Origin of the sequence: Chryseobacterium sp. MYb328 (assembly GCF_037572595.1) — a bacterium.
In the GTDB taxonomy this organism is placed as follows: domain Bacteria; phylum Bacteroidota; class Bacteroidia; order Flavobacteriales; family Weeksellaceae; genus Chryseobacterium; species Chryseobacterium pennae.
In genome coordinates, this window is the sequence record NZ_JBBGZQ010000026.1 from 39,358 (window position 1) to 61,758 (window position 22,401).

Here is a 22,401-nt window from a genome sequence, read left to right on the forward strand (position 1 = left end):
TTATTTAATAAAAAACACAATTAAGCATGTATCATAACCCCGTTTTGTTGAAGCAGAGTGTAGATGATTTGGTGACGAATCCTGACGGAATCTATGTGGACTGCACCTTTGGAGGTGGCGGCCACTCAAGGGAGATTCTGAGCAGACTTTCTGACAAAGGAAAACTGTTCAGCTTCGATCAGGATCTGGATGCGCTTAAAAATACAATTGATGACCCCAGATTTACATTAGTGAATCAGAATTTCAGATTTCTGGAAAACTCTTTATTAATGTATGGAGTACCTCAGGTTGATGGTGTTTTGGCTGATTTGGGAGTTTCTTCTCATCAGTTTGACGAAGCAGACCGTGGATTTTCTACAAGAAGCAATGCTCCTTTAGATATGCGAATGAATGTGATGCAGAGTCTTGATGCCAAAAGAGTAATTAATGAATATGGCGAAGAAGAACTTGCAGATATTTTTTATTACTATGGAGAATTAAGAGAAGCAAGAAAGCTGGCAAGAGATATTGTTCATCACAGAAAAACAAAAACCATAAATACCACAGAGGATTTGAAGAAGCTTTTCAGCTATCTTCCGCCTCATAAAGTGAATAAATTCTATGCACAGCTTTTTCAGGCAGTAAGAATAGAAGTAAACCAGGAACTTGAAGTATTAAAAGAAATGCTGGTTCAGGCTTACAATGTTTTAAAACCGGAAGGAAGACTAGTAGTAATTTCTTACCATTCTTTAGAAGACCGTTTGGTAAAAAGATTCCTAAAAAACGGAATGTTTGAAGGAGAACCGGAAAGAGATATCTACGGAAATTATAAAAAGGCATTCGAATTGGTTAAGAGCAAAGCAATCATCCCGGACGATAAGGAGATTGAAGAAAACTCAAGAGCAAGAAGTGCAAAAATGAGAACAGGAATAAAAGTATAAATGATAAAATATAAGTGATAAACGATTCAGAATTATCATTTATCATCCATCAATTATAAAAAGAACAGTGGCAAAAAGAACAACAAATCGCCCCCAGAAAAGACTCACTTTTATAGACATTATAAAAGGAAACTTTCTGAATCGTGATGAGATCAAAATACATTATAAGTATTTTCTCCTGTTGTTTATCCTGATGATGGCTATGATTTACAGTAACCATCTCGTCAATAAAAAAATTAAAATTGTAAACGCCTTAAAGGAAGAAACAGAAGAATACAAATCGAGAAATGCTTACGCCCAGAGTAAGCTGATCAAAGTAAAAATGGAATCAGAGCTGGGGAAAGAGGTTGCGCGGGACTCTTTAATGACCCTCGAAAACCACCCTCATAAATTGCTAATAAAACTGGACAGTACAGATGCAAAAGCAAAATGAATACGACAATAAACGTAAAAAAACGTTACGATGGGGCTACCTCTTTGCAGTGGTAGCTTTGTGCGTGTTTGTAATGTTCTTGGCAAGGATTGTAATTCTTCAGAATACCAATGTCCAGGAAATTAAAGACGATTACATTAACAAAAATTATCGTGAAGCCACTTTAAAGGCTGCCCGCGGTAATTTATTTGCCTCCGATGGATCTATTTTGGCCACAACCGTAATGCGCTATGACATCTATCTTGACTTCAAAACGATGAAAGATACGATCTACACCAACAACATTGGAGCATTAACGGACTCTCTGAGTAAAATGTTCGGAAAATCCAGAGGAGAGTTCAGACAAAAATTTGACGAGCAGAAGAAAAAGAAAAATCAATATTATACCTTGGTAAAAGGACTTGATTTTGACCAATACGACAGAATCAGGAACTTCCCAATCTTTAAAAGAGGTAAAAACAAAGGAGGTTTTATTGTAGACAGAAACTACAAAAGAGAGCTTGCCACCTCAGAAATTGGTGCCGGAACCATTGGTATGGACAACGGAGAACTTAAATCCGGATTGGAAGGAGCTTTCTCAAAGCATTTAACAGGTACTGACGGGAAAAGGTTAGAACAAAGAATCAACTCTTCCCAATGGAAACCTATTGATTTTTGGAAAGTTCAGGAACCCATTGATGGAGAAGATGTATATACAACTCTAGATCTTAGAATTCAGGACATAGCACACTCTGCTTTACAGAAACAGCTAATCCATTACGAAGCCAAACATGGAACCGTAGTGGTGATGGAAGTAGAAACAGGAAAAGTACGTGCTTTGGTTAACTTAAGAAGAAATGAATCAGGAGAATACGAAGACTCTTACAACTATGCGTTAAAAGATAATATTGAACCGGGATCCACTTTCAAAACCATTTCGCTTTTAGCAGCAATGGATGATGGATTCATCGATGAGAATACAACCGTAAACGTAGGAAACGGCGTTTGGACATACGCAAAGCAGAGAATTTCTGATGGCCACGGCGGAGGAACTTATGATATCAGTGATGTATTAGCAAAATCCAGTAACGTAGGAACAGCAAAACTTATCACAAAATTCTATGCCGAGAAACCACAGATCTTCCTTGACCATTTGAAACGTTGGAAATTATTCGATAAAATGGACATCGAACTTCCGGGGATCACAAAACCGAAGATTTTAACACCACAAAATAAAAGATGGAATGCAGCAACATTAGCTTCTATTTCATTTGGATACTCTTCCAATGTTAACCTGCTGCAGCTGGCAACATTCTACAATGGGGTGGCTAACGGAGGTAAAATGCTTAAGCCGCTATTCATTGATAAGATCATGAAAGACGGAAAGGTAATGTACAGTGCAAAACCTGAAGTAATGGTCAACAAAATGGCATCTGAGAAAGCCATCAAAATGATGACCAATGCCTTAACTAAAGCTGTAGAAAAAGGAACAGGACGAAGCATCTTCACTCCCAACCTTAAAATGGCAGGAAAAACAGGAACCGCAAGATTTGAATACTGGCTTCCTGGCCCAATGAAATACCGTGCATCATTCGCAGGATTCTATCCGGCTGATGCTCCAAAATATACATGTTATGTGATGGTAAGCGAACCTAATACGTCGATTGGATTCTACGGAGGACCTGTAGCAGCACCGGTGTTTAAGGAAATAGCAGGAAAAACCTTCCTGAAAACACCACAAAACATTGAAAAAGAAATGCTCGTAGACAAAAAGGTAAACCTGAGTAAAATGGTTGAACCTAATGTAAAAGTAGCAGTCAATGATAAGCAAATGCCCAATGTCGTAGGATTAATCGGTAAAAATGTCATCCCGCAATTGGAAAATTTAGGATACCGTGTCGATTTTAAAGGAGTTGGACGAATTAAAGAACAGTTCCCATTAGAAGGCACAACGATCAGTAAGAACCAGAGAATATATTTATCTCTGCAGAATTAAAAACAGAGTCTCAAAGAGACAATTTAAGCCAAAATAGGATAAAGTCCTATTGATATAAAATGATAATAACAGAATTAGTAAACAGAATCCCAGTAATAGAAATCCACGGTGACAACAACCGTGAGGTATCCGAACTGGTATTCGACAGCAGAAAGGTTACCGAGAACTCTCTTTACATTGCGATGAGAGGAACAGTTGTGGATGGACATTCATTCATAACTTCTTCTATTGAAAAAGGAGCAACAGCAATTGTTTGTGAAGAATTCCCTCAAACGCTGGCAGAAAACGTAACTTATATCAAAGTGAAAGACTCTTCTAAAGCTTTAGGTCACCTTGCTTCTAACTTCTACGGAAATCCGTCTAGAAAACTGAAACTGATCGGAGTTACAGGAACCAATGGAAAAACCTCTGTTTCTACCCTGCTTTTTGATGTTTTCAGAAATTTAGGATATGATTCTGCTTTATTATCAACCGTTGAAATTAGAATTGGAGAAGAAATTATCCCGGCTACTCATACCACTCCGGATGTTATTACCATCAACAAAATATTAGCTGAAGCAGTAGAGAAAGGATGTGAATTTGCATTCATGGAAGTAAGTTCTCACGGAATTGCTCAAAACAGAATTGAAGGATTATACTTCAAAGTAGCAGGATTCACCAATCTTACCCACGATCATTTAGACTATCACAAGACATTCGAAGAATATTTAAAAACGAAAAAAAGATTCTTTGATGAATTAGAAGATACGGCTGTAGCCATCACCAATGTGGATGACAAAAACGGTAATGTCATGCTTCAGAACACAAAGGCTAAAAAGAAGTCTTACGCTTTGAAAACAATGGCAGACTACCACGGAAAATTACTGGAAGTGGATTTCAACGGAATGCTGCTGAACTTCAACGGAAAAGAATTCTGGACAACATTGACTGGTAAATTCAATGTATACAACCTATTGCTTGTATTTGGAATTGCAGAAGAACTTGGTTTTGAACAGGACGAAATCCTGCAAGCCATCAGTAAGTTAAAAAGAGTTTCCGGAAGATTTGAAACGATGAAGTCAGACGGTGGGATTTTCTTTATTGTAGACTATGCACACACACCGGATGCCTTAGAAAACATTCTGGACAGCATCAACGATATCAGAACCAAAAACGAAAGATTAATCACCGTTTTCGGTTGCGGAGGAGACAGAGACCACTCCAAAAGACCTGAAATGGGAAATATTGCCTCTAAAAAATCAACATTGGCAATCATCACTTCAGATAACCCGAGAACAGAAGATCCGGGGCAGATTATAAAGGAAATTGAAGCAGGTGTTGAACCTCAGTATTTCAGCAAATACACTTCAATTCCGGACAGAAAAGAAGCCATAAAAATGGCCATAAAGTTTGCAGAACCTAAAGATATTATTCTCGTAGCTGGAAAAGGCCACGAAAATTATCAGGAGATAAATGGTGTAAAACATCATTTTGATGACAAAGAAGTAATTAATGAGCTTTGGAAATTAATGTCCAAGTAAATTGAAAGATTGAATTCATTGAAAGATTTAAAAATTTGATTATGACTAAGAATTTTAAAAATTTTCCAGTATATATCAAAAGTTTAGATCTTATTGAAAAAGTTTATTCATTTCTTCAAAGTCAAAGTTTTGAAAAAGAATTTGAATTTAATAACCAGATAAAAAGAGCGAGTTTTTCAATTAGCAACAATATTGCGGAAGGCTCAGAATATAACAATAACAGACAATTTATTAGATATTTAAAAATTGCAAAAGGCAGCTGTGCTGAAGTAAGAAGCATGCTGATTGTAAGCAGAAGATTAAAATTAGGTGGCCAAAATAAAGCAGAAGAAATCATTACCCTTTCGAGAGAAATTTCTTCAAACATATCAAACTTTATTAAGTATTTAAGTGAAAATATTGAGAAACCCAATCTTTAAATCTTTAAATAAATTAAATTTTTAAATAATAAAAAACAGAAACATGCTATACTATCTATACGAATATCTAACCGACCATGGAATTCACATTCCGGGATTAGGATTGTTGAAATACATTTCCTTTCGTGCCGGAATGGCGGTATTGTTCTCTTTAATTATTGCTCTTGTCTACGGAAAAAGAGTTATTAACTACCTGAGAACAAAACAAATGGGAGAACTAGTCCGTGATCTTGGATTGGACGGCCAAAAACAAAAAGAAGGAACTCCTACTATGGGAGGGCTTATCATTATTTTGGCAACCATTATTCCGGTATTGTTATTTACAAGAATTACCAACGTATATATTGTCTTACTGTTGGTTTCAATGTTTTGGATGGGAGCTATTGGATTCCTGGATGATTATTTAAAGAAAATAAAGAAAAATAAAGACGGACTAAGCGGTAAATTCAAAATTGTAGGACAAGTTGGTTTAGGCTTAATTGTCGGAATTACAATGTATTTCCACCCGGACATTACCGTTAAGAGAAAATATGCTGATGCAAAAGTAGTGAACAGAAACAATGTAGAGCAGAATTTCATGCCTACAGAGAAAATCACAGTTTCTACAGTACCTTTTGCAAAGAACAATGAATTCGATTATAGCGGAATCCTGTTTTGGATGAATGAAAAAGATGCCCACGAATGGGCATGGATTGTCTTTATCCCTATCGTTATCTTTATTGTAACGGCTGTTTCGAACGGAGCCAATATAACGGATGGAATAGACGGTCTCGCAGCAGGAACCAGTGCCATAATACTGCTCACCCTTGCCCTATTCGCCTATCTTTCAGGGAACATCATCTTTGCAGACTATCTCAATATTATGTTCCTTCCGAATATGGGAGAAACCACCATTTTCGCAGTCGCAATGGTAGGAGCTGTAATTGGATTTTTCTGGTACAACACCTATCCTGCCCAGGTTTTCATGGGAGACACAGGAAGTTTAATGCTGGGAGGAGTTATTGCCGTGTTAGCGATTATTTTGAGAAAAGAATTATTGATTCCTGTTTTATGTGGAATCTTTTTGATCGAAAACCTGTCTGTAATGCTTCAGGTAATCGTTTTCAAATACAGAAAGAAAAAATACGGGCTGGAATATGCCCAAAACAATAGACTATTCAAAATGTCACCATTACACCACCATTATCAGAAAGATGGATTTCACGAAAGTAAAATCGTAAACAGAATGATTATCATTGGAGTAATACTCGCAATTGTTTGTCTGATCACCTTAAAAATGAGATAAACCTTAATTTAAAAATTAAAAGATTGAGTCTTTTAATCATTAAATCAAAATAATATGAAAATAGTTGTTTTAGGAGGAGGAGAAAGCGGATGTGGAGCTGCTTATTTGGCTAAAAATAAAGGTCTGGAAGTATTTCTTTCAGATAAAGGAGCCATTAAAGATAACTATAAGCAGTTTCTTACCGAAAATGGAATTGAATTTGAAGAAGGAAACCACGATGAAGAAAGGATTTTAAATGCTGACTGGATCGTAAAAAGCCCGGGAATCCCGAAAAAAGCTGAGATCATCAATAAAATTCATGAAAAAGGAATAAGACTTTCCTCAGAAATTGAATTTGCTTCTGAATTTACAGATGCTAAGATCATTGCCATTACAGGAAGCAACGGAAAAACCACCACCACTTCCCTGATCTATTATATCCTGAAAAATGATGGATTAAATGTAGGTTTAGGAGGAAACATAGGCTACAGCTTTGCAAAACAGGTTGCTGATGAAAACCACGAATATTATGTGCTGGAAGTAAGCTCTTTCCAGTTAGATGATATTCAGAACTTCAGACCTTATATTTCTTTATTGTTGAACCTGTCTCAGGATCACCTGGATCAGTATAATTACAACTATGAGGAATATGCTTTGGCTAAATTCAGAATTACTGAAAATCAGGAAAATGATAATTTCTTCATCTACAACAAAGATGATGAAATGAGCAAAAACCTGCTTGAAAAACTAGAAATAAAAGCGAAGATGATTCCTTTCTCCACAAAGGAACAACTTCCTGAAGGGGGTTTTGTAAATGACGATCAGATTGTGGTAAAAATGAAGGATGAATTCTCAATGAAAGTTGAGGAATTATCCCTACTTGGGAACCATAATGTTGCCAATAGCTTAGCTGCATCTATTGCCGGTAAGATATTGAAAATAAATAACGAAAGCATAAGACATTCATTAATGACATTCCAGGCTGTAGAACACAGATTGGAGTTCGTTACAGAAACAGAGGGTGTAAAATACATCAATGACAGTAAGGCAACCAATGTGAATGCCACTTACTACGCTTTGGAAAGTATGAAAACCCCAACCGTATGGATCGTTGGCGGATTAGATAAAGGAAATGACTATACCGAAATTGAAGATTTAGTCAAAAGAAAAGTAAAGGCAATTGTTTGTCTTGGAATTGATAATAAGAAGATTATAGATTTCTTTAAAGATAAAAAAGAGTTCATCTATGATACTTCAAGCATGGAAGAAGCCGTGAAAATATCAAAATCACTGGCTAAAAAAGGAGATACCGTTCTGCTTTCTCCATGCTGTGCAAGCTTTGATTTATTCAAAAGCTATGAAGACAGAGGACGCCAGTTTAAAGAACAGGTATTAAAAGCCAATGGCAATTAGCCAAAAGCCAATAACATTAATTATGGACGAGCAGAATACAGAAACCAGATTTGAATTTCTAAAGGGCGATAAAGTACTTTGGATGGTCATTCTTGTGATCTCCATTTTCTCTATTTTCCCTGTTTACTCTGCAAGTTCAAACCTGGAATATATTGTAAATAACGGAACCACCACAGGTCACGTTATCAAGCACATGTTTTTTGTAGTCCTGGGATTAGCCATTATGCGGCTTGTAGGAACTATAAAATATGAATACATCGGAAAGCTCAGCAGTATTCTGCTTGGCCTGATGATCGTATTATTGGTAGTTACTATGTTTACCGGCCAGACCATTGATGGAGCCAGTGCTTCCCGATGGCTGAAAATTCCGGGAACACCTATCTCATTCCAGCCGTCATCATTTGCCTTCCTGATGTTGATTATCTATTTATGCAGATACTTAACCAAGAAGATTACAAGAGAACGACTTCCAATAGAGAATATCATGTATATTTTCGGGCCTATTCTTCTTGTTTTTGTACTGGTGGCAAAAGACAACGGTTCTACCGCATTAATGATTTTGATGGTTTCGGTGGTTGTTCTGATTATCGGACAGCTTCACTGGAAATACATTGCGGGCTTTATTTCAGCGTCATTTGTAGCCATCGTATTCTTTCTGTTGATTGCATTGAATACCAATATGATCGGCGGAAACCGTGTGCACACATGGATGAGCCGTATTGAAACATTTACATCAAGCAAAGCCAAATCAGCAGATACAGATGATGAAAGTGTAAAAGCCAAGAACTATCAGGTAATGCAGGCCAAAGCCGCCATCGTACATGGTGGAATTACCGGAATGGGACCTGGAAAAAGTGCATTAAAACAAATGCTGCCACAATCTGCCTCCGATTTTATCTTCGCCGTTATCGTAGAAGAATATGGAGTAATCGGAGCCGCTTTTCTGATCAGTCTGTATCTGATTATGATGATACGGATCGTAATGATAGCGAGTAAAATGCCAGCCTTCTTCGGATCTTTGCTGGTGCTCAGTCTCGGGGTAATGATTTTCATACAGCTATCGGTAAACATAGCCGTTGCTGTGAATCTGATCCCAGTAACAGGGCAGCCGCTACCTTTGATAAGTTATGGAGGAACCTCAATGCTGGTGACCTATTTACAGTTAGGAATTATCTTAAATATAAGCTCCAGAATTCAGATTTACGATGAAGAAGGAATGGGCAAAAAACAAAGCATAGCAGAAATAAACGATATCGCATAAACCAAGTCCTAAAGGGACGATTTAACAAACAATTGGACGCAGTCCTATTATATTAGACAATGAACAAAAAATTAAAAGTATTACTATCAGGCGGAGGAACAGGAGGACACATCTTCCCTGCCATCGCCATCGCTGATGAGATCAAGAAAAGATTTCCTGATGCAGAATTTTTGTTCATTGGGGCCAACGGAAAAATGGAAATGGAAAAAGTTCCACAAGCAGGCTACAAAATTGAAGGAATTGATATCGCTGGAATCGACAGAGGAAACCTATTATCCAATTTAGGACTTCCTTTCAAGATTATAAAAAGTTTAAGCAGATCAAAAGCGATCATCAAAGACTTTAAACCGGATGTTGCGATAGGAACAGGAGGATTTGCAAGCGGACCCGCTTTATATGAAGCTACCAAATTGGGAGTTCCTGTTTTTATTCAGGAGCAGAATGCTCATGCGGGAGTAACCAATAAGATCTTAAGTAAAGCTGCTAAAGCTATATTTACAGCCTATCCCAAAGTGGCAGGCTTCCCGGCAGAAAAGATAAAATTTCTGGGAAATCCTATCCGTTCTGTTATTATTTCAGGGATGCAGGATACAGCTCAGGCAAAACAAAAAATGGGATTAAGTAAAGATAAGCTTACCATTTTATCAGTAGGTGGATCTTTAGGCTCCAGAACATTAAACAATGCATGGAAATCTCATCTAAAACAAATTGTAGACAAAGATTATCAGCTTATCTGGCAGACAGGAAAGCTTGATTATAAAGATATTTTAGAAGAAACAAAAGGTATTGATACCAGAAATATTCAAATCCGTGAATTTATCAAAGACATGGAACTTGCTTATTCTGCAGCAGATATCATCGTTTCAAGAGCCGGAGCCATTGCCATTTCAGAGTTGGCTGTAGCACAGAAACCGGTATTGTTGGTTCCTTTCCCTTTTGCAGCGGAAGACCATCAGACCAAAAATGCCATGAATCTGGTTGAAAAAAATGCAGCCAGAATGGTAAAAGACTCTGAAATGCAGGAAAAATTCTGGAATACACTATCAGAAATCTGCGAAAATGAAAGCGTAAGAAAAGAAATGTCTGACAATCTTGAGTATTTTGCTAAGCCAGATGCCACAAAAGAGATTGTAGATGAGATATTTAAAGTGATTAATAGATAAAGGAAAAATGAAGAATTTAGAAACATATCAAAACTTTTACTTCGTTGGAATCGGAGGTATAGGAATGAGTGCATTAGCACGCTATTTCCATGCGTCCGGAAAAAAAGTATTGGGTTACGATAAAACCAACACCAAACTTACCCAAAATCTGATGCAAGAAGGGATTGATATTGTTTTCGAAGATCTCATTGACGAAAGAATTACATCCCTTCAAAAAGAAGATACATTGGTAATTTATACTCCTGCTATTAAAACGCTTGGAATCTTAGATTACTTCAACCAAAATCAGTTTGAAGTATTGAAACGTGCCAAAGTTTTAGGATTAATCACTGAAAATACAGACTGCATCGCAGTAGCTGGAACTCACGGGAAGACCACTACATCTACCCTGGTCTCTCATCTATGCAAAGAAGCAGACCTTCCGTTTTCATGCTTTTTAGGAGGTATTTCCGAGAACTTTAAGTCAAATTTCCTTTATAACGGTTCCACTTATTCAGTAGTGGAAGCAGATGAATATGACAGAAGCTTCCTAAACCTATCTCCGGATTGGGCAGTAGTTACTTCAACCGATGCAGACCATTTGGATATTTATGGGGATAAAAGCCATATTGAAGAAGGTTTCAGACAATTTGCAGCCTTAGTTCCGGAAGATAAACAACTATTCGTAAGAAAAGGAATTGAAATCGGAAGAGCACATCAGACGTATGCTGTAAATGAAAAAGCTGACTACTATTCAGATAACCTGAGAATGGATCATGATAAGATTTATTTTGACTTCCATACCCCTACAGAAACTATAAAAGATTTTGTTTGGGAAATTCCGGGGATTCATAATGTGGAAAATGCTACAGTTGCATTAGCAATTTTGCACAATTTGGGCGTAGATTTTGATACGCTGAAAAAAGCAATTGCCAATTTTAAGGGAATTAAGAGAAGATATACCAAGCACTTTTATGAAAATGGTAAAATTTATATAGACGATTATGCGCACCATCCAACAGAAATCAATGCTGTGATGGGTTCTATCAAAACATTTTATCCCGATAAAAAGCTATTGGTAGTCTTCCAGCCGCACCTGTTTAGCAGAACAAGAGATTTTGCAGATGGATTTGCAGAAAGCCTAAGCAATGCAGACGAATTGATCTTATTGGATATTTATCCAGCAAGAGAGCTTCAGGAAAATTTTGAAGGAATCACTTCAAAATGGCTGTTGGAAAAAGTAACATTAGATAAAAAAGAAGTATCCACTTTATCTGATGCTTTTGAAAACATAAAAGAAAAAGATTTTGACATCCTTCTCACCGTAGGAGCCGGAAATATAGATACCCTATATGACCCAATCTGCGAATGGATAACGAAAATTTAACATACACGCAGTGTACGCTAAGAAAATTTAAAAAGGAAAATATTTTTCGAACGCAGAGGCGTTTCACTTAGCAATAAAGATAAAATAACAGAGATTTCTGTAAAAACAGATATATTAAAAATAAAAGTATAAAACTTACAACCTTCGCTGAGTGAAACGCCCTCGCGAACGGAAAAAGAATAAGGATCCTTTGCGATCATAGCGTTAAAAATAAAAAAAAACACAACGTATGATAGAAAATGAAATTTCAGGTATTGTTTTCGATGCTGGAATGAAAATACATCGTACCCTTGGGATAGGACTTTATGAAAATGTATATGAAGAATGCTTAGTCTATGAATTGAAGAAAAGAGGATTGAATGTAGAATATCAAAAAAATATTGATATTAAATATGAAGAATTAAATATCTCTAATGCGTTCAGAGTCGATTTATTAATTGAAAACAAAGTAATAATTGAGATAAAAGCAGTTCCGGAAATTAATGATTATCATTTCTTTCAGCTTTTAAATTATTTGAGGATAACAGGTATGAAATTAGGAATGATTTTAAACTTTCATTCAATGTTATTCAAAGACGGCGTAAAACGAGTTGTAAATAAATTGTAATGGAGAGCGGAACATCTCTACGAAAAAGAAATAAAAATACTTTAAGCCCAGCGTTTAAAGAAAAATATGAAAAATAAGTACAGAATATTAAAAATTGTTATCACGGTAATCATCCTTGGATTGTTACTGAGTTTCTCATTGAAGAGATTCGGTGGTCAAAAGATTACGGATAATAAGATTTCTGTAAAAATGAATGAAAAAACGCCTGTTTACTTTGTTGATGAAAAAGACATCAGAGAAATTGTAAAAAAGGAAAACCCATCAGGGAAAGTAGGAGATCTGAACATTCCGGCTTTGGAAAAAAAGATCAACTCACTTCCGGCTGTTGACAGTGCCAATGTCTATCTGAACCTAAACGGTAAATTGAATCTGGATATCAAACAGAGAGTTCCGGTATTCAGACTTAACAAGGATGGAAAAGACTTTTATGTAGATGAAAAAGGAATTGAATTTCCTATTTCAAGAACCTATTCTCATCCTTGTATGCTGGTAACAGGAAATGTACAACCGGATGAATATGAAAAACTGGCAGAATTAGTTGGAAAAATTGATCACGATGATTTCAGCAAGAAGTTCTTCATTGGAATTTCAAAAAGTAAAGACAGCTACAATCTCCTTACCAGCGAAGGAAATTACAGAGTGGAAATTGGAGATCTGGAGAATATTGATTTTAAAGTAAAAGGGTTTAAAACTTTTGTAGAAAAATACCTGGTCTATCAGGATCCTCAAAAGTACAATATGGTTTCTGTAAAATATCAGAACCAGATTGTAACCACTCTAAACCCACACTTTAAGGAAAACGACAGTATCCTGAAAGCTGGTAAATTAGAAATGGCAAAAGCTCCTGTGCTCACTGCTGCTGCTAAAAAGGCGGATATAAAGCCAAAAATTGCAGAAGTAAAAAAGACAAGCTCACCTCCGGTAAAAAAGAAAGAGAGCATAAAGCCTAAAACACAGGCAAAAGAAACAAAGAAAACAGAGAAAAAAACAACGGCCCCGGCACAGTCCAAACCAAAGCCGAAACCAAAGGTGAAAATAGAATAAAAAAAGTCTCAAAAAGGCAATTTAACACAAAACAGGACTTGGCCCTGTATGGAAAAAGTAGAAAAAATCAAATCGATATAAAAAATGGAAAATCAAGAGTATTCAGTAGGTCTGGACATCGGGACAACGAAGATAGTCGCGATTGTCGGAAGAAGGAATGCACACGGGAAAATAGAAGTTCTCGGTGTAGGAAAAGCTAAAAGTCTTGGTGTTCATAAAGGTATTGTGAATAATATTTCACAGACAATTAATTCAATCAAGGCTGCAGTATCCGAGGCACAATCCAGTGCCGGGGTTCCTATCCGCAAAGTTACGGTAGGTATTGCAGGAAAACACATCCGTTCTCTGCAGCACTCCGATTATATTATGCGTGAACATCCGGATAAATTCATCACAGATGATGATATTGAAGCATTAAAAGATCAGGTCAAGAAACTGGTTATGCTTCCTGGAGAAGAAATTATCCATGTACTTCCACAAGAATATAAAGTGGATTCCGAAGGCGAAATTCAAGAGCCCGTCGGAATGCACGGAAAACGTTTAGAAGCTAACTTCCACGTTGTAGTCGGGCAAATGGGAAGCATCAGAAATATTGCAAGATGCGTTCGTGAAGCCGGATTAGAAATGGAAGCCCTTACTTTAGAACCATTAGCCTCTTCAGAAGCTGTTCTTACCAAAGAAGAGAAGGAAGCCGGAGTCGCTATTGTAGACATCGGAGGAGGAACTACAGATATTGCGATCTTCAAAGACAATATCATCCGTCATACCTGTGTAATCCCTTACGGAGGAGGAATTATTACGGAAGATATTAAAGAAGGTTGCTCCATTATTGAAAAACATGCTGAACAATTGAAAGTAAAATTCGGTTCGGCTGTTCCAGAATTGGAAAAAGACAGTACTTTTGTAACAATTCCCGGACTTCATGGGCGACCAGATAAAGAAATTTCTTTAAAAACCCTTGCTCAGATCATCAATGCAAGAGTAGAAGAAGTTTTGGAAATGGTAAACACCGAGCTTAAAGCTTATGGAGCCTTTGAACAGAAAAAAAAGCTGATTGCCGGAATTGTTCTTACAGGTGGTGGATCAAACCTTAAGCATCTTAGACAGCTGGCCAACTATACCACAGGTTTTGACAGCAGAATCGGTTTCGCAAATGAATATATTGCCAACGATAAAAATCAGTACCTGAAAGGCCCTGAATTTGCTACGTCTATTGGGTTACTGATGGAAAGTTTGAAGATCAGAGACAAAAAGCAGACTGTTGATGATATAGAAGAAGTTGTAAAAGAGCAGACTAAGCCCGAAGCAGCTCCTGTACAGGCAGAAACTGTTCAGCCCGTTCAGCAGACTGCAGCTCCGGTTCAGGAGAAATCGGTGGCTGATGAAAGACAGGAAAACAGAAAAGCGAAATTGACCTTCGGACAGTCGCTTATGGAAAAAGTAAAAAAATTCTTTGAAGAAGTAGAGTAAATTATAAATGATGAATGATAAGCGATAAACGATCTTTTCCTTATCAATTATCATCAGTCAAATATCAATTATAATTATTAAAAGTATAGTTATGGAAAATATAGGTACACAAGGATTTTCATTTGATCTACCAAAAGGAAATTCATCCATCATAAAAGTAATCGGTGTAGGAGGCGGTGGAAACAACGCGCTAAAGCACATGTACGAAAAAGGGATCCACGGGGTTGACTTCGTGATCTGTAATACAGATGCTCAGACTCTGGATAATAACCCTGTTGCTAATAAAGTTCAGCTAGGAACTACTATTACTGAAGGTTTAGGAGCAGGAGCTGACCCTGAAGTAGGAGAAAAATCAGCCATCGAAAGTATTGAAGATATTAAGGCTGCTATGGGACAGAACACTAAAATGGTGTTCATCACTGCCGGAATGGGTGGTGGTACTGGTACCGGAGCCGCTCCTGTTATTGCTAAGGTAGCAAAAGATATGGGAATCTTAACCGTAGGTATTGTTACCGTACCTTTCAGCTTCGAAGGAAAAAGAAGATTGGAACAGGCTGAAAACGGACTTGATAAATTAAAAAATAATGTTGATTCACTCATTGTAATCAACAACGATAAACTTAGACAGCAATTTGGAAACCTTGGATTCAAACAGGGATTCTCCAAAGCTGATGAAGTATTAGCCAATGCTGCAAAAGGAATGGCAGAAGTTATTACCGGTTATTTTGATGTAAACATTGACTTTAGAGATGCTAAATCTGTCCTTCAAAACTCCGGTACAGCATTGATGTCCACAGGTTCTGCTTCAGGTGAAAATAAAGCTGAAGAAGCCGTAAGAAAAGCATTGGATTCTCCACTATTGAATGACAACAAGATTACAGGTGCTAAAAATGTACTATTGTTGATCAGAAGTGGTGCAGAAGAAGTGACCATGGACGAAATCGGTATCATTATGGACCATATCCAGAAAGAGGCAGGAAATACTGCTGATATTATTTTCGGGGTGGGTGCTGATGAAGAATTAGGAGATGCAGTAAGTGTACTTGTTATCGCTACAGGATTCTCTAATGACAATAAGAAATTCTCCGGTCCTACAGAAAAGATCAGAATCAGTCTTAATGATAATTTAGAATCTCAAAAATCTTCTCCATTTAAAACAAGAGAAGAAAGGGATTCTGCCACTGAAGCAACACATGACTTCAGTAGAAAAAATCTTTTCAGATTGGATGATGAAGACCATGACGCTCCCTTCAATGCAACTTCTATTGAAAGAAAAATGATTATTGAAGAAGAGGAGATCAAAACAGAGATAAAATTCTTTGACAAGGAAGAAAGTACAATCAATACTCCTGAACAAGAATGGAGAAATGAAGACGAACAGGAAGAATACAGTTTACTTTCCATTGAAGAAGAGGAAGATCCGAACGATTTGGAAATTCAGTCTTTCTCATTCGATTTTGATAATAAAAAAGAAGAACCTCAGTCTGGTAATGTATTCAACAACAATTCTTCACAGGAGAAGCCGGTTGAATTCAATTTCTTCGTTAATGAACCAAGCAGAAACGAACCTAAATCTGATTATGGACAGCCAAAAGCAGAATTTAATGCTCCGGCAAGTGCTGTAGCAGAACCTGCTCAGAAAATCGAAACGTTCTATCAGAAAGAAGAACCGAAAGCTGAAGAATCAGAATTCACTTTCGTTAATAAAACGATCGATCAGGAAAGAGTAATAGAAAGAAGAAATAAATTAAAAGAATTCAATTCCCGTTATCAAAGTTTCGATAGCACAAGTGAATTCGAATCTATTCCTGCTTTCAAGAGAAAAAATATCTCTATTGACGGAACCAATGCATCAGACCAAAATATCAACACCTATATGTCTGACAACAACGGTTCTATGCAGATCAGGGAAAACAGATTTTTAAATAAAGACGTAGACTAATGCTGATGGCAGCTGGCTACTAGCTAATGGCTTTTTTAGTCATGCTAGCAGCCAGCCGCCAAAAGCCAAAAGCATATAAACATGAGTTTAGAAAATATAATAAGCGAAGCAATAAAAACAGCCATGAGAGAGAAAGACAGAGTTGCTCTGGATTCTCTTCGTGCTGTAAAATCACAAATTCTTCTTTTAAAAACAGAAGCCAGAGGTGCTGAAGTTTCTGCAGAACAGGAAATTGCCATTCTTCAGAGAATGATTAAGCAGCGTAAAGATTCTTTTGAGCAGTTTTCTGCTCAGGGAAGACAAGACCTTGCGGAAGTGGAAGAAGCTCAGATGAAAGTCATTGAGAAGTTTCTACCAAAACAGCTTTCTGCAGAAGAATTAGAAACAGAAATTAAAAATATTATTTCAGAAACCGGAGCTGAATCTATTAAAGATTTAGGGAAGGTAATGGGAGCAGCCTCAAAAGCATTAGCAGGAAAATCAGACGGAAAAAGCATTTCTGAGATGGTTAAAAAGCTCCTTTCATAATGTGATCCGGGTCCTGAGGTTCGGATTGATTCCGAATGTCATAAGCTCGTATCTCATGCCATAACTAAGGATATACAACCTTTGCATATCGATTTGATTAAGAAGCCCGGGACAGTTAGTCTCGGGCTTCATTTTTTGGATATTAAAGTCTACTTGTCTTTGATTCAAAAAACTTTAAAAAAAGAGTTTAGATACGATCATATTTCAGATGGTATTAAGTGATTGATTGCTTGAGGGAAAGCCTTAAATGTTTTTTTCATGGTCGTTTGTTTTTCAGAATCATTTCAAATTTAATAATAATATTTCATTATTCCTAGTTTTATTTCATATTTTTATGAATATTATTACAATATTAATATTTGGTTAATTTTATATACCTAAACCATTCATAGTTATTATATATTGAACAAACGTAAAGAATTACGTAACTTTGTGCTGATAAAAACAAAATATATGTATCCAACAGATTTAGTAATGCCTATGAAGGCTGAACTTACAGATAAAGGTTTCCAGGATTTAACAACTCCTGCTCAGGTAGAAGACGCTATCAAGCAATCCGGAACTACATTATTGGTAATTAACTCCGTATGTGGATGTGCGGCAGGTGCTGCAAGACCGGGAGTAGTATATTCTTTAACAGGAGATAAAAAACCAGATCATTTAACGACTGTATTTGCAGGTTTTGATACAGAAGCTGTAGTAGAGGCAAGAAAACACCTTGCACCATTCCCTCCAAGTTCACCTTGCGTGGCACTTTTCAAAGATGGAGAATTGGTTCATATGCTGGAAAGACATCATATTGAAGGAAATCCTGCAGGAGCAATCGCTGCAAACCTTCAGGCTGCTTATGATGAGTACTGCTAAGATAAACAATAAACCAAATACTAAACCGTTACAGATTTTGTAACGGTTTTTTTATTTAGCTCCTTAAAAAATTCTCTAAACATTCAAATATTATTATATTTGTTGGAATGGCAACCAAAGCACTTTTTAATACTGTAGTCAACTGGTTTATCCGCCAAAGGATAGATCAGATTCAGAACTTTATGGATCATCCCATTGAGACTCAGAAGGGTATATTATTCTCCCAACTGTTTCATGCGGAAGACACAGAATATGGCAGACAGTATGGTTTTAATTCCATTTCAAGCTATCAGGACTTTAAAAATAAAGTTCCGGTTGTTACCTATGAAGAAATGGAGCCTTATATTGAAAAAGCAAGACAGGGACAAAAAGATGTAAGCTGGCCAGGACTGATTAAGCATTTTGCAAAATCCTCCGGAACAACAAATGCAAAAAGCAAATTCATCCCCATTTCTGCAGAAAGCCTTGAATATTGCCATATGAAGGCAGGGAAAGACATGGTTTCTATTTACGCCAACAATCACCCGGAAAATCAACTTTTCAACTATAAAAATTTGCGTCTGGGCGGAAGCTCTGAACTATATGCTGATTTTAACACTAAATTTGGCGACCTATCCGCTATTTTAATTGATAATCTCCCATTTTGGGTAGAAATTACCACCACACCAAGTAAGAAGGTTTCTTTAATGGGTGAATGGGAAAGCAAGCTGAAAGCCATCACCTCTGAAGTAAAAAATCAAGACGTGGGAAGTATCCTTGGAGTTCCAAGCTGGATGATGGTTCTTTTACAAAGAGTACTGAAGGAAACCAATGGAGCCAATATTTCAGAGCTGTGGCCTAATCTGGAGGTGTTTTTTCACGGCGGAATCAGTTTTAAGCCCTACAGGGAGCAATTCCATCAGATCATCGGAAAAAACATCAATTACTACGAAATTTACAATGCTTCTGAAGGTTTCTTCGGGATACAGGACAGATCCAATAGTGACGAGATGCTTCTGATGCTTGATTATGGTATATTCTACGAGTTTATTCCAATGGATCAGTTTCATTTTTCCAATCCAAAAGTAGTAAGCCTGGAAGATGTAGAGATTGGGAAAAATTACGCTATGGTCATCACTACCAACGGCGGATTATGGAGATACCTGATCGGTGATACAGTTGTATTTACTTCTATCAACCCTTTCAGAATAAAAATAACGGGAAGAACCAAGCATTACATCAATGCTTTTGGGGAAGAACTAATGATTACCAATGTAGAATCTGCTCTTTCCAAAGCATGTGAGCTAACCGGGGCTCAGATTACAGATTTTACAGGCGCTCCTGTCTTCATGAAAGAAAATGAGGGCGGTGCCCATGAATGGATCTTTGAATTCAGCCAGCAACCGGATAGCCTGGATAGTTTTGTTGATGCCTTTGATCAGCATTTAAAGAAAATCAATTCGGATTACGAAGCGAAAAGGTATAATAATATCACTCTCAGAAAACCCATCGTTCATATTGCCAAAGATAATTTATTCTATCACTGGCTGGAGTCCAAAGGAAAACTTGGCGGGCAGAATAAAGTGCCGAGATTGAGTAATGACAGGGAATATATTGATCCCTTACTAGCACTCAACAAATAAGTAAAAAACAATCATAAATACAGCCGGATAATTTCATTCGTTGAAAATAAAAATGCAGTTGAATCAATCATTCAACTGCATTTTATTTATACTTATTCTGATCAATTGGCGTTATTCAATTTAAATCTCTGTCTATCAGGAACCTGACCGGTTGTAGGATTACTCTGATCAGTTCCAACAACAAGCAATGTTCCGTTAACAGCCTGTCCGTTTCTTACTTCCAGCCTTAAACCGGAAGCATTAAGTGGTTCAAAACTATAGCCGTCATTCCCTAAATTGTATAGCTTCCATTTTTGATTATTTCCATTGGTATTTCTTCGAAATTCAACAGCTGAGCCATTTGCTGTACCACTAATTGTAAGCACCTTTGTTGCATCCCAAACAGATCTTATAGTATAATATCCATGATCTGATTTACGTAAAATAAACTTCTGGTTATTATTTACTGCAGCCTGAGACAAAACAACATTGATTTTATTCTGATCAGCAGCATCTCTCTGAGACGCGATATTCAGCCCGTTGCCTAATGCAGAGGCAAAGTTATAAACACCAACAATACCATCATTAACAGGAGCATATAAATGGTTAATCCCATTATAATCACCATCAGAAAGACGAACTCTTTGCTTGGTAAAAAGTGACCCATCTAACCTGGTCATGACTGGAAGAGTTGGGTTTATTGCAAAATCTGTAGGCCCATACATCATTACTGATTCAAAGTCAAAATCTCCATATCCAGACATTGTAGGATCTATATTAAAATTAATTAAATATCGTTGATCCGCTCTATTTAAATTCACAATCATGTATTGCCCCCTGTCCGGTCTGCATTGTTCATGCATTATCCCCATAGAGTGCATTGTTTCATGAGCAATAATAGCAGGAATATTATAATTGTAAATATTAATGGTATTAAAGATTTGTCCGTATGCCTCACTCCCTCTCCATCCTAAAGGAGAGTTATTAGCAGATGATGAATATTGAAAATGCAGATATTCTGGCTGTGTGGTTTTTTCTACAAATTCAATTTTTGTTCTTGAAGAAATGATATTAAATGCACTGTCAAGATTTTTTTTAAACATTCCGTAGTTTGCATTGCTAAGTGTCCCCTGATCCGGAATTCTGTAGTAAACAATTCCATTAGGCCAGGTTCTCGCAAAAGACTTAGCAATAGTGCTGCGTCCATTAGTACTTCCTGCAGCTAATTGTTTTAAATAATTAAATTGGTCTGGTGAAATAATCACATCATCTGCAAAATAGTATTTACCATCCACCTCATTAACATAAGTTGGATTACCATTAATCATCAGTTTATGGGTAATAACATTTGATTCTTGGACGCTCGTGGAGTTTGGATTCCCCGAAGTATCTTCAATTTCTGATTTACAAGAATGTAACAAAAACAGACATCCCAATAAAATTATAACTTTTTTCTTCATGTTTTTTTACTTAATGTGTTAAACAGATGTAAATATATAAATTAACAACTTTACATTATTTAACATAATAAATTGATAAAAATGCAACAGAAATAAAATAAATGAATAATAAAATACAAATACTTTAATTTTTATTAAATAAAAAAATACAAAATAATAGTATGGGGAAAAATTGATAGTATAGTTAAGAAATATTTATTTCTCTGTTTCCAGTTGTAGAATTACACGAAATGCCTATCAACGAATTTAATATATAATAAATAATCACTAAACAGAAAAGCCGCAGAATAACTGCGGCTTTCTTTTTTTATTTACTTAAATCTTCTTTTAATTTTTTAGCAGCATCTTCTACTTTCGCTGCACCTTTTCGAGCAGCTTCTTTTGCATCCTTTCCTGCTTCCTGAGCCCCTGTTTTGATATCTTTTCCTACTTTATTTGCTTCAGTTTTGATATCATTACCTGCCTTGTTCAGGTCCTGTTTTGTTTTATCTGCTGTTGCATCAATTTTATCTTTAGCCTTTTGAGCAGCATTATCTATCTTATCTCCGGCCTGATCTAATTTTGCATCAACCTTTTCCTTAGCTTCGTTAACTTTCGCTGAATCAACCCCATGAGGAGAAGTTTCAGTAACTGTTGTCGTTGTGGTAGTTACAGTTCCATCTGTATTTTCCACTTGCTCTGTCTTTGTTGTTGATTTTGTGCAAGCAACAGTGAATGTAGAAATCACTAATGCCGTCAGAATTTGTTTTTTCATATTGTATATTTTTAAAGATGTTTTTTGGATTTATTCAGGTTTGGTTTCAGCAGAAGGAGAAGTTTCGCCAGTTTTTTTCTTTTTCTCAGCATCTGCTTTTTTCTTTTCTTCCTCTTCTTTCTTTTTGCTTTCTTTTTCCACTTCTGCTTTAAGTTTCTTCTCTTCTTCCACAAGCTTTTTAGCCTGTTTTACAGAGTCGAGATACTGGGGAGAAGACATTTTGATTTTACGGGCAATATCCACAGTAACAGCCCCATTGGAAAAGGAATCAACAGCAACTGTATCATAATGGATTTTTACATCCTGCTCAACGGCAAATCCAGGAGATTCTTTCTTGGAACAAGCCGTAAAAAGAAGGGCAAAAATGAATATTGCAGACAGTAAATTTTTCATGGAA

20 protein-coding genes are annotated in these 22,401 nt (G+C 36.6%); 17 read left to right on the plus strand and 3 right to left on the minus strand.

Annotated features, from left to right (window positions below; translation table 11 throughout):
* The first annotated feature begins 26 nt into the window (after window positions 1–26).
* The 17 genes from rsmH to WH267_RS21075 all read left to right on the plus strand — a co-directional run bounded on the left by rsmH (window position 27) and on the right by WH267_RS21075 (window position 19,811).
* Window positions 27–920 carry a 16S rRNA (cytosine(1402)-N(4))-methyltransferase RsmH gene (rsmH, locus tag WH267_RS20995; protein ID WP_340010767.1) on the plus strand — a complete coding sequence of 298 codons (894 nt, stop codon included), beginning with the start codon at window positions 27–29 and terminating at the stop codon, window positions 918–920.
* 67 nt (window positions 921–987) lie between these two features.
* Complete coding sequence (locus tag WH267_RS21000; protein WP_027372881.1) at window positions 988–1,353, plus strand: FtsL-like putative cell division protein; 366 nt, start codon at window positions 988–990, stop codon at window positions 1,351–1,353.
* A complete protein-coding gene (locus WH267_RS21005) occupies window positions 1,337–3,328 on the plus strand; it encodes a penicillin-binding transpeptidase domain-containing protein (RefSeq protein ID WP_340010769.1) in 1,992 nt (663 codons plus the stop codon). The genes WH267_RS21000 and WH267_RS21005 overlap by 17 nt, the downstream gene beginning before the upstream one ends.
* Window positions 3,329–3,387: 59 nt before the next feature.
* Window positions 3,388–4,848 (plus strand): UDP-N-acetylmuramoyl-L-alanyl-D-glutamate--2,6-diaminopimelate ligase, encoded by a 1,461-nt coding sequence (locus WH267_RS21010; RefSeq protein ID WP_340010770.1) that lies wholly within the window; start codon window positions 3,388–3,390, stop codon window positions 4,846–4,848.
* 41 nt (window positions 4,849–4,889) lie between these two features.
* The gene (locus WH267_RS21015) at window positions 4,890–5,267 is read left to right on the plus strand and encodes a four helix bundle protein (protein WP_340010771.1); all 378 of its coding nucleotides are present in this window, start codon (window positions 4,890–4,892) and stop codon (window positions 5,265–5,267) included.
* Window positions 5,268–5,310: 43 nt separating this feature from the next.
* Window positions 5,311–6,552 carry a phospho-N-acetylmuramoyl-pentapeptide-transferase gene (gene mraY, locus WH267_RS21020; protein ID WP_115972057.1) on the plus strand — a complete coding sequence of 414 codons (1,242 nt, stop codon included), beginning with the start codon at window positions 5,311–5,313 and terminating at the stop codon, window positions 6,550–6,552.
* A gap of 54 nt (window positions 6,553–6,606) precedes the next feature.
* Entirely contained in the window at window positions 6,607–7,944 is a 1,338-nt protein-coding gene (gene murD, locus WH267_RS21025; RefSeq protein ID WP_340010773.1) for a UDP-N-acetylmuramoyl-L-alanine--D-glutamate ligase, read from the plus strand.
* A 22-nt stretch (window positions 7,945–7,966) separates the two neighbouring features.
* Window positions 7,967–9,205: an FtsW/RodA/SpoVE family cell cycle protein gene (locus tag WH267_RS21030; protein WP_340010774.1), complete on the plus strand. Its 1,239-nt coding sequence runs from the start codon at window positions 7,967–7,969 to the stop codon at window positions 9,203–9,205.
* Between the two features lie 59 nt (window positions 9,206–9,264).
* Complete coding sequence (gene murG, locus WH267_RS21035; protein WP_340010776.1) at window positions 9,265–10,368, plus strand: undecaprenyldiphospho-muramoylpentapeptide beta-N-acetylglucosaminyltransferase; 1,104 nt, start codon at window positions 9,265–9,267, stop codon at window positions 10,366–10,368.
* Window positions 10,369–10,375: 7 nt separating this feature from the next.
* Window positions 10,376–11,734, plus strand: coding sequence for a UDP-N-acetylmuramate--L-alanine ligase (murC, locus tag WH267_RS21040; RefSeq protein ID WP_340010777.1), 1,359 nt, complete (start codon window positions 10,376–10,378; stop codon window positions 11,732–11,734).
* Between the two features lie 229 nt (window positions 11,735–11,963).
* Window positions 11,964–12,341: a GxxExxY protein gene (locus WH267_RS21045; RefSeq protein WP_115972061.1), complete on the plus strand. Its 378-nt coding sequence runs from the start codon at window positions 11,964–11,966 to the stop codon at window positions 12,339–12,341.
* A gap of 66 nt (window positions 12,342–12,407) precedes the next feature.
* Window positions 12,408–13,385: a cell division protein FtsQ/DivIB gene (locus WH267_RS21050; protein WP_340010779.1), complete on the plus strand. Its 978-nt coding sequence runs from the start codon at window positions 12,408–12,410 to the stop codon at window positions 13,383–13,385.
* 84 nt (window positions 13,386–13,469) lie between these two features.
* On the plus strand, window positions 13,470–14,855 hold the full coding sequence (ftsA, locus tag WH267_RS21055; protein WP_115972063.1) for a cell division protein FtsA: 1,386 nt from the start codon (window positions 13,470–13,472) through the stop codon (window positions 14,853–14,855).
* A 91-nt stretch (window positions 14,856–14,946) separates the two neighbouring features.
* A complete protein-coding gene (gene ftsZ, locus WH267_RS21060; protein WP_340010782.1) occupies window positions 14,947–16,797 on the plus strand; it encodes a cell division protein FtsZ in 1,851 nt (616 codons plus the stop codon).
* 81 nt (window positions 16,798–16,878) lie between these two features.
* Window positions 16,879–17,325 carry a GatB/YqeY domain-containing protein gene (locus WH267_RS21065; RefSeq protein ID WP_115972065.1) on the plus strand — a complete coding sequence of 149 codons (447 nt, stop codon included), beginning with the start codon at window positions 16,879–16,881 and terminating at the stop codon, window positions 17,323–17,325.
* A gap of 453 nt (window positions 17,326–17,778) precedes the next feature.
* Window positions 17,779–18,189, plus strand: coding sequence for a BrxA/BrxB family bacilliredoxin (locus WH267_RS21070; RefSeq protein WP_115972066.1), 411 nt, complete (start codon window positions 17,779–17,781; stop codon window positions 18,187–18,189).
* 107 nt (window positions 18,190–18,296) lie between these two features.
* Complete coding sequence (locus tag WH267_RS21075) at window positions 18,297–19,811, plus strand: GH3 auxin-responsive promoter family protein (RefSeq protein WP_123320184.1); 1,515 nt, start codon at window positions 18,297–18,299, stop codon at window positions 19,809–19,811.
* A 101-nt stretch (window positions 19,812–19,912) separates the two neighbouring features.
* On the opposite strand, the gene WH267_RS21080 is transcribed toward WH267_RS21075, so the two are convergent.
* The 3 genes from WH267_RS21080 to WH267_RS21090 all read right to left on the minus strand — a co-directional run bounded on the left by WH267_RS21080 (window position 19,913) and on the right by WH267_RS21090 (window position 22,397).
* Window positions 19,913–21,250 carry a M12 family metallopeptidase gene (locus WH267_RS21080; RefSeq protein ID WP_340010785.1) on the minus strand — a complete coding sequence of 446 codons (1,338 nt, stop codon included), beginning with the start codon at window positions 21,248–21,250 and terminating at the stop codon, window positions 19,913–19,915.
* A 307-nt stretch (window positions 21,251–21,557) separates the two neighbouring features.
* On the minus strand, window positions 21,558–22,004 hold the full coding sequence (locus WH267_RS21085; protein ID WP_123320186.1) for a hypothetical protein: 447 nt from the start codon (window positions 22,002–22,004) through the stop codon (window positions 21,558–21,560).
* Between the two features lie 30 nt (window positions 22,005–22,034).
* Window positions 22,035–22,397, minus strand: coding sequence for a hypothetical protein (locus tag WH267_RS21090; protein ID WP_123320187.1), 363 nt, complete (start codon window positions 22,395–22,397; stop codon window positions 22,035–22,037).
* Between the last annotated feature and the right edge of the window lie 4 nt (window positions 22,398–22,401).

Coding starts and splice junctions, on each gene's coding strand:
- rsmH (WP_340010767.1), top strand. CDS start 27: ATGTATCATAACCCCGTTTTGTTGAAGCAGAGTGTAGATGATTTGGTG.
- WH267_RS21005 (WP_340010769.1), top strand. CDS start 1,337: ATGCAAAAGCAAAATGAATACGACAATAAACGTAAAAAAACGTTACGA.
- WH267_RS21010 (WP_340010770.1), top strand. CDS start 3,388: ATGATAATAACAGAATTAGTAAACAGAATCCCAGTAATAGAAATCCAC.
- WH267_RS21015 (WP_340010771.1), top strand. CDS start 4,890: ATGACTAAGAATTTTAAAAATTTTCCAGTATATATCAAAAGTTTAGAT.
- mraY (WP_115972057.1), top strand. CDS start 5,311: ATGCTATACTATCTATACGAATATCTAACCGACCATGGAATTCACATT.
- murD (WP_340010773.1), top strand. CDS start 6,607: ATGAAAATAGTTGTTTTAGGAGGAGGAGAAAGCGGATGTGGAGCTGCT.
- WH267_RS21030 (WP_340010774.1), top strand. CDS start 7,967: ATGGACGAGCAGAATACAGAAACCAGATTTGAATTTCTAAAGGGCGAT.
- murG (WP_340010776.1), top strand. CDS start 9,265: ATGAACAAAAAATTAAAAGTATTACTATCAGGCGGAGGAACAGGAGGA.
- murC (WP_340010777.1), top strand. CDS start 10,376: ATGAAGAATTTAGAAACATATCAAAACTTTTACTTCGTTGGAATCGGA.
- WH267_RS21045 (WP_115972061.1), top strand. CDS start 11,964: ATGATAGAAAATGAAATTTCAGGTATTGTTTTCGATGCTGGAATGAAA.
- WH267_RS21050 (WP_340010779.1), top strand. CDS start 12,408: ATGAAAAATAAGTACAGAATATTAAAAATTGTTATCACGGTAATCATC.
- ftsA (WP_115972063.1), top strand. CDS start 13,470: ATGGAAAATCAAGAGTATTCAGTAGGTCTGGACATCGGGACAACGAAG.
- ftsZ (WP_340010782.1), top strand. CDS start 14,947: ATGGAAAATATAGGTACACAAGGATTTTCATTTGATCTACCAAAAGGA.
- WH267_RS21065 (WP_115972065.1), top strand. CDS start 16,879: ATGAGTTTAGAAAATATAATAAGCGAAGCAATAAAAACAGCCATGAGA.
- WH267_RS21070 (WP_115972066.1), top strand. CDS start 17,779: ATGTATCCAACAGATTTAGTAATGCCTATGAAGGCTGAACTTACAGAT.
- WH267_RS21075 (WP_123320184.1), top strand. CDS start 18,297: ATGGCAACCAAAGCACTTTTTAATACTGTAGTCAACTGGTTTATCCGC.
- WH267_RS21080 (WP_340010785.1), bottom strand. CDS start 21,250: ATGAAGAAAAAAGTTATAATTTTATTGGGATGTCTGTTTTTGTTACAT.
- WH267_RS21085 (WP_123320186.1), bottom strand. CDS start 22,004: ATGAAAAAACAAATTCTGACGGCATTAGTGATTTCTACATTCACTGTT.
- WH267_RS21090 (WP_123320187.1), bottom strand. CDS start 22,397: ATGAAAAATTTACTGTCTGCAATATTCATTTTTGCCCTTCTTTTTACG.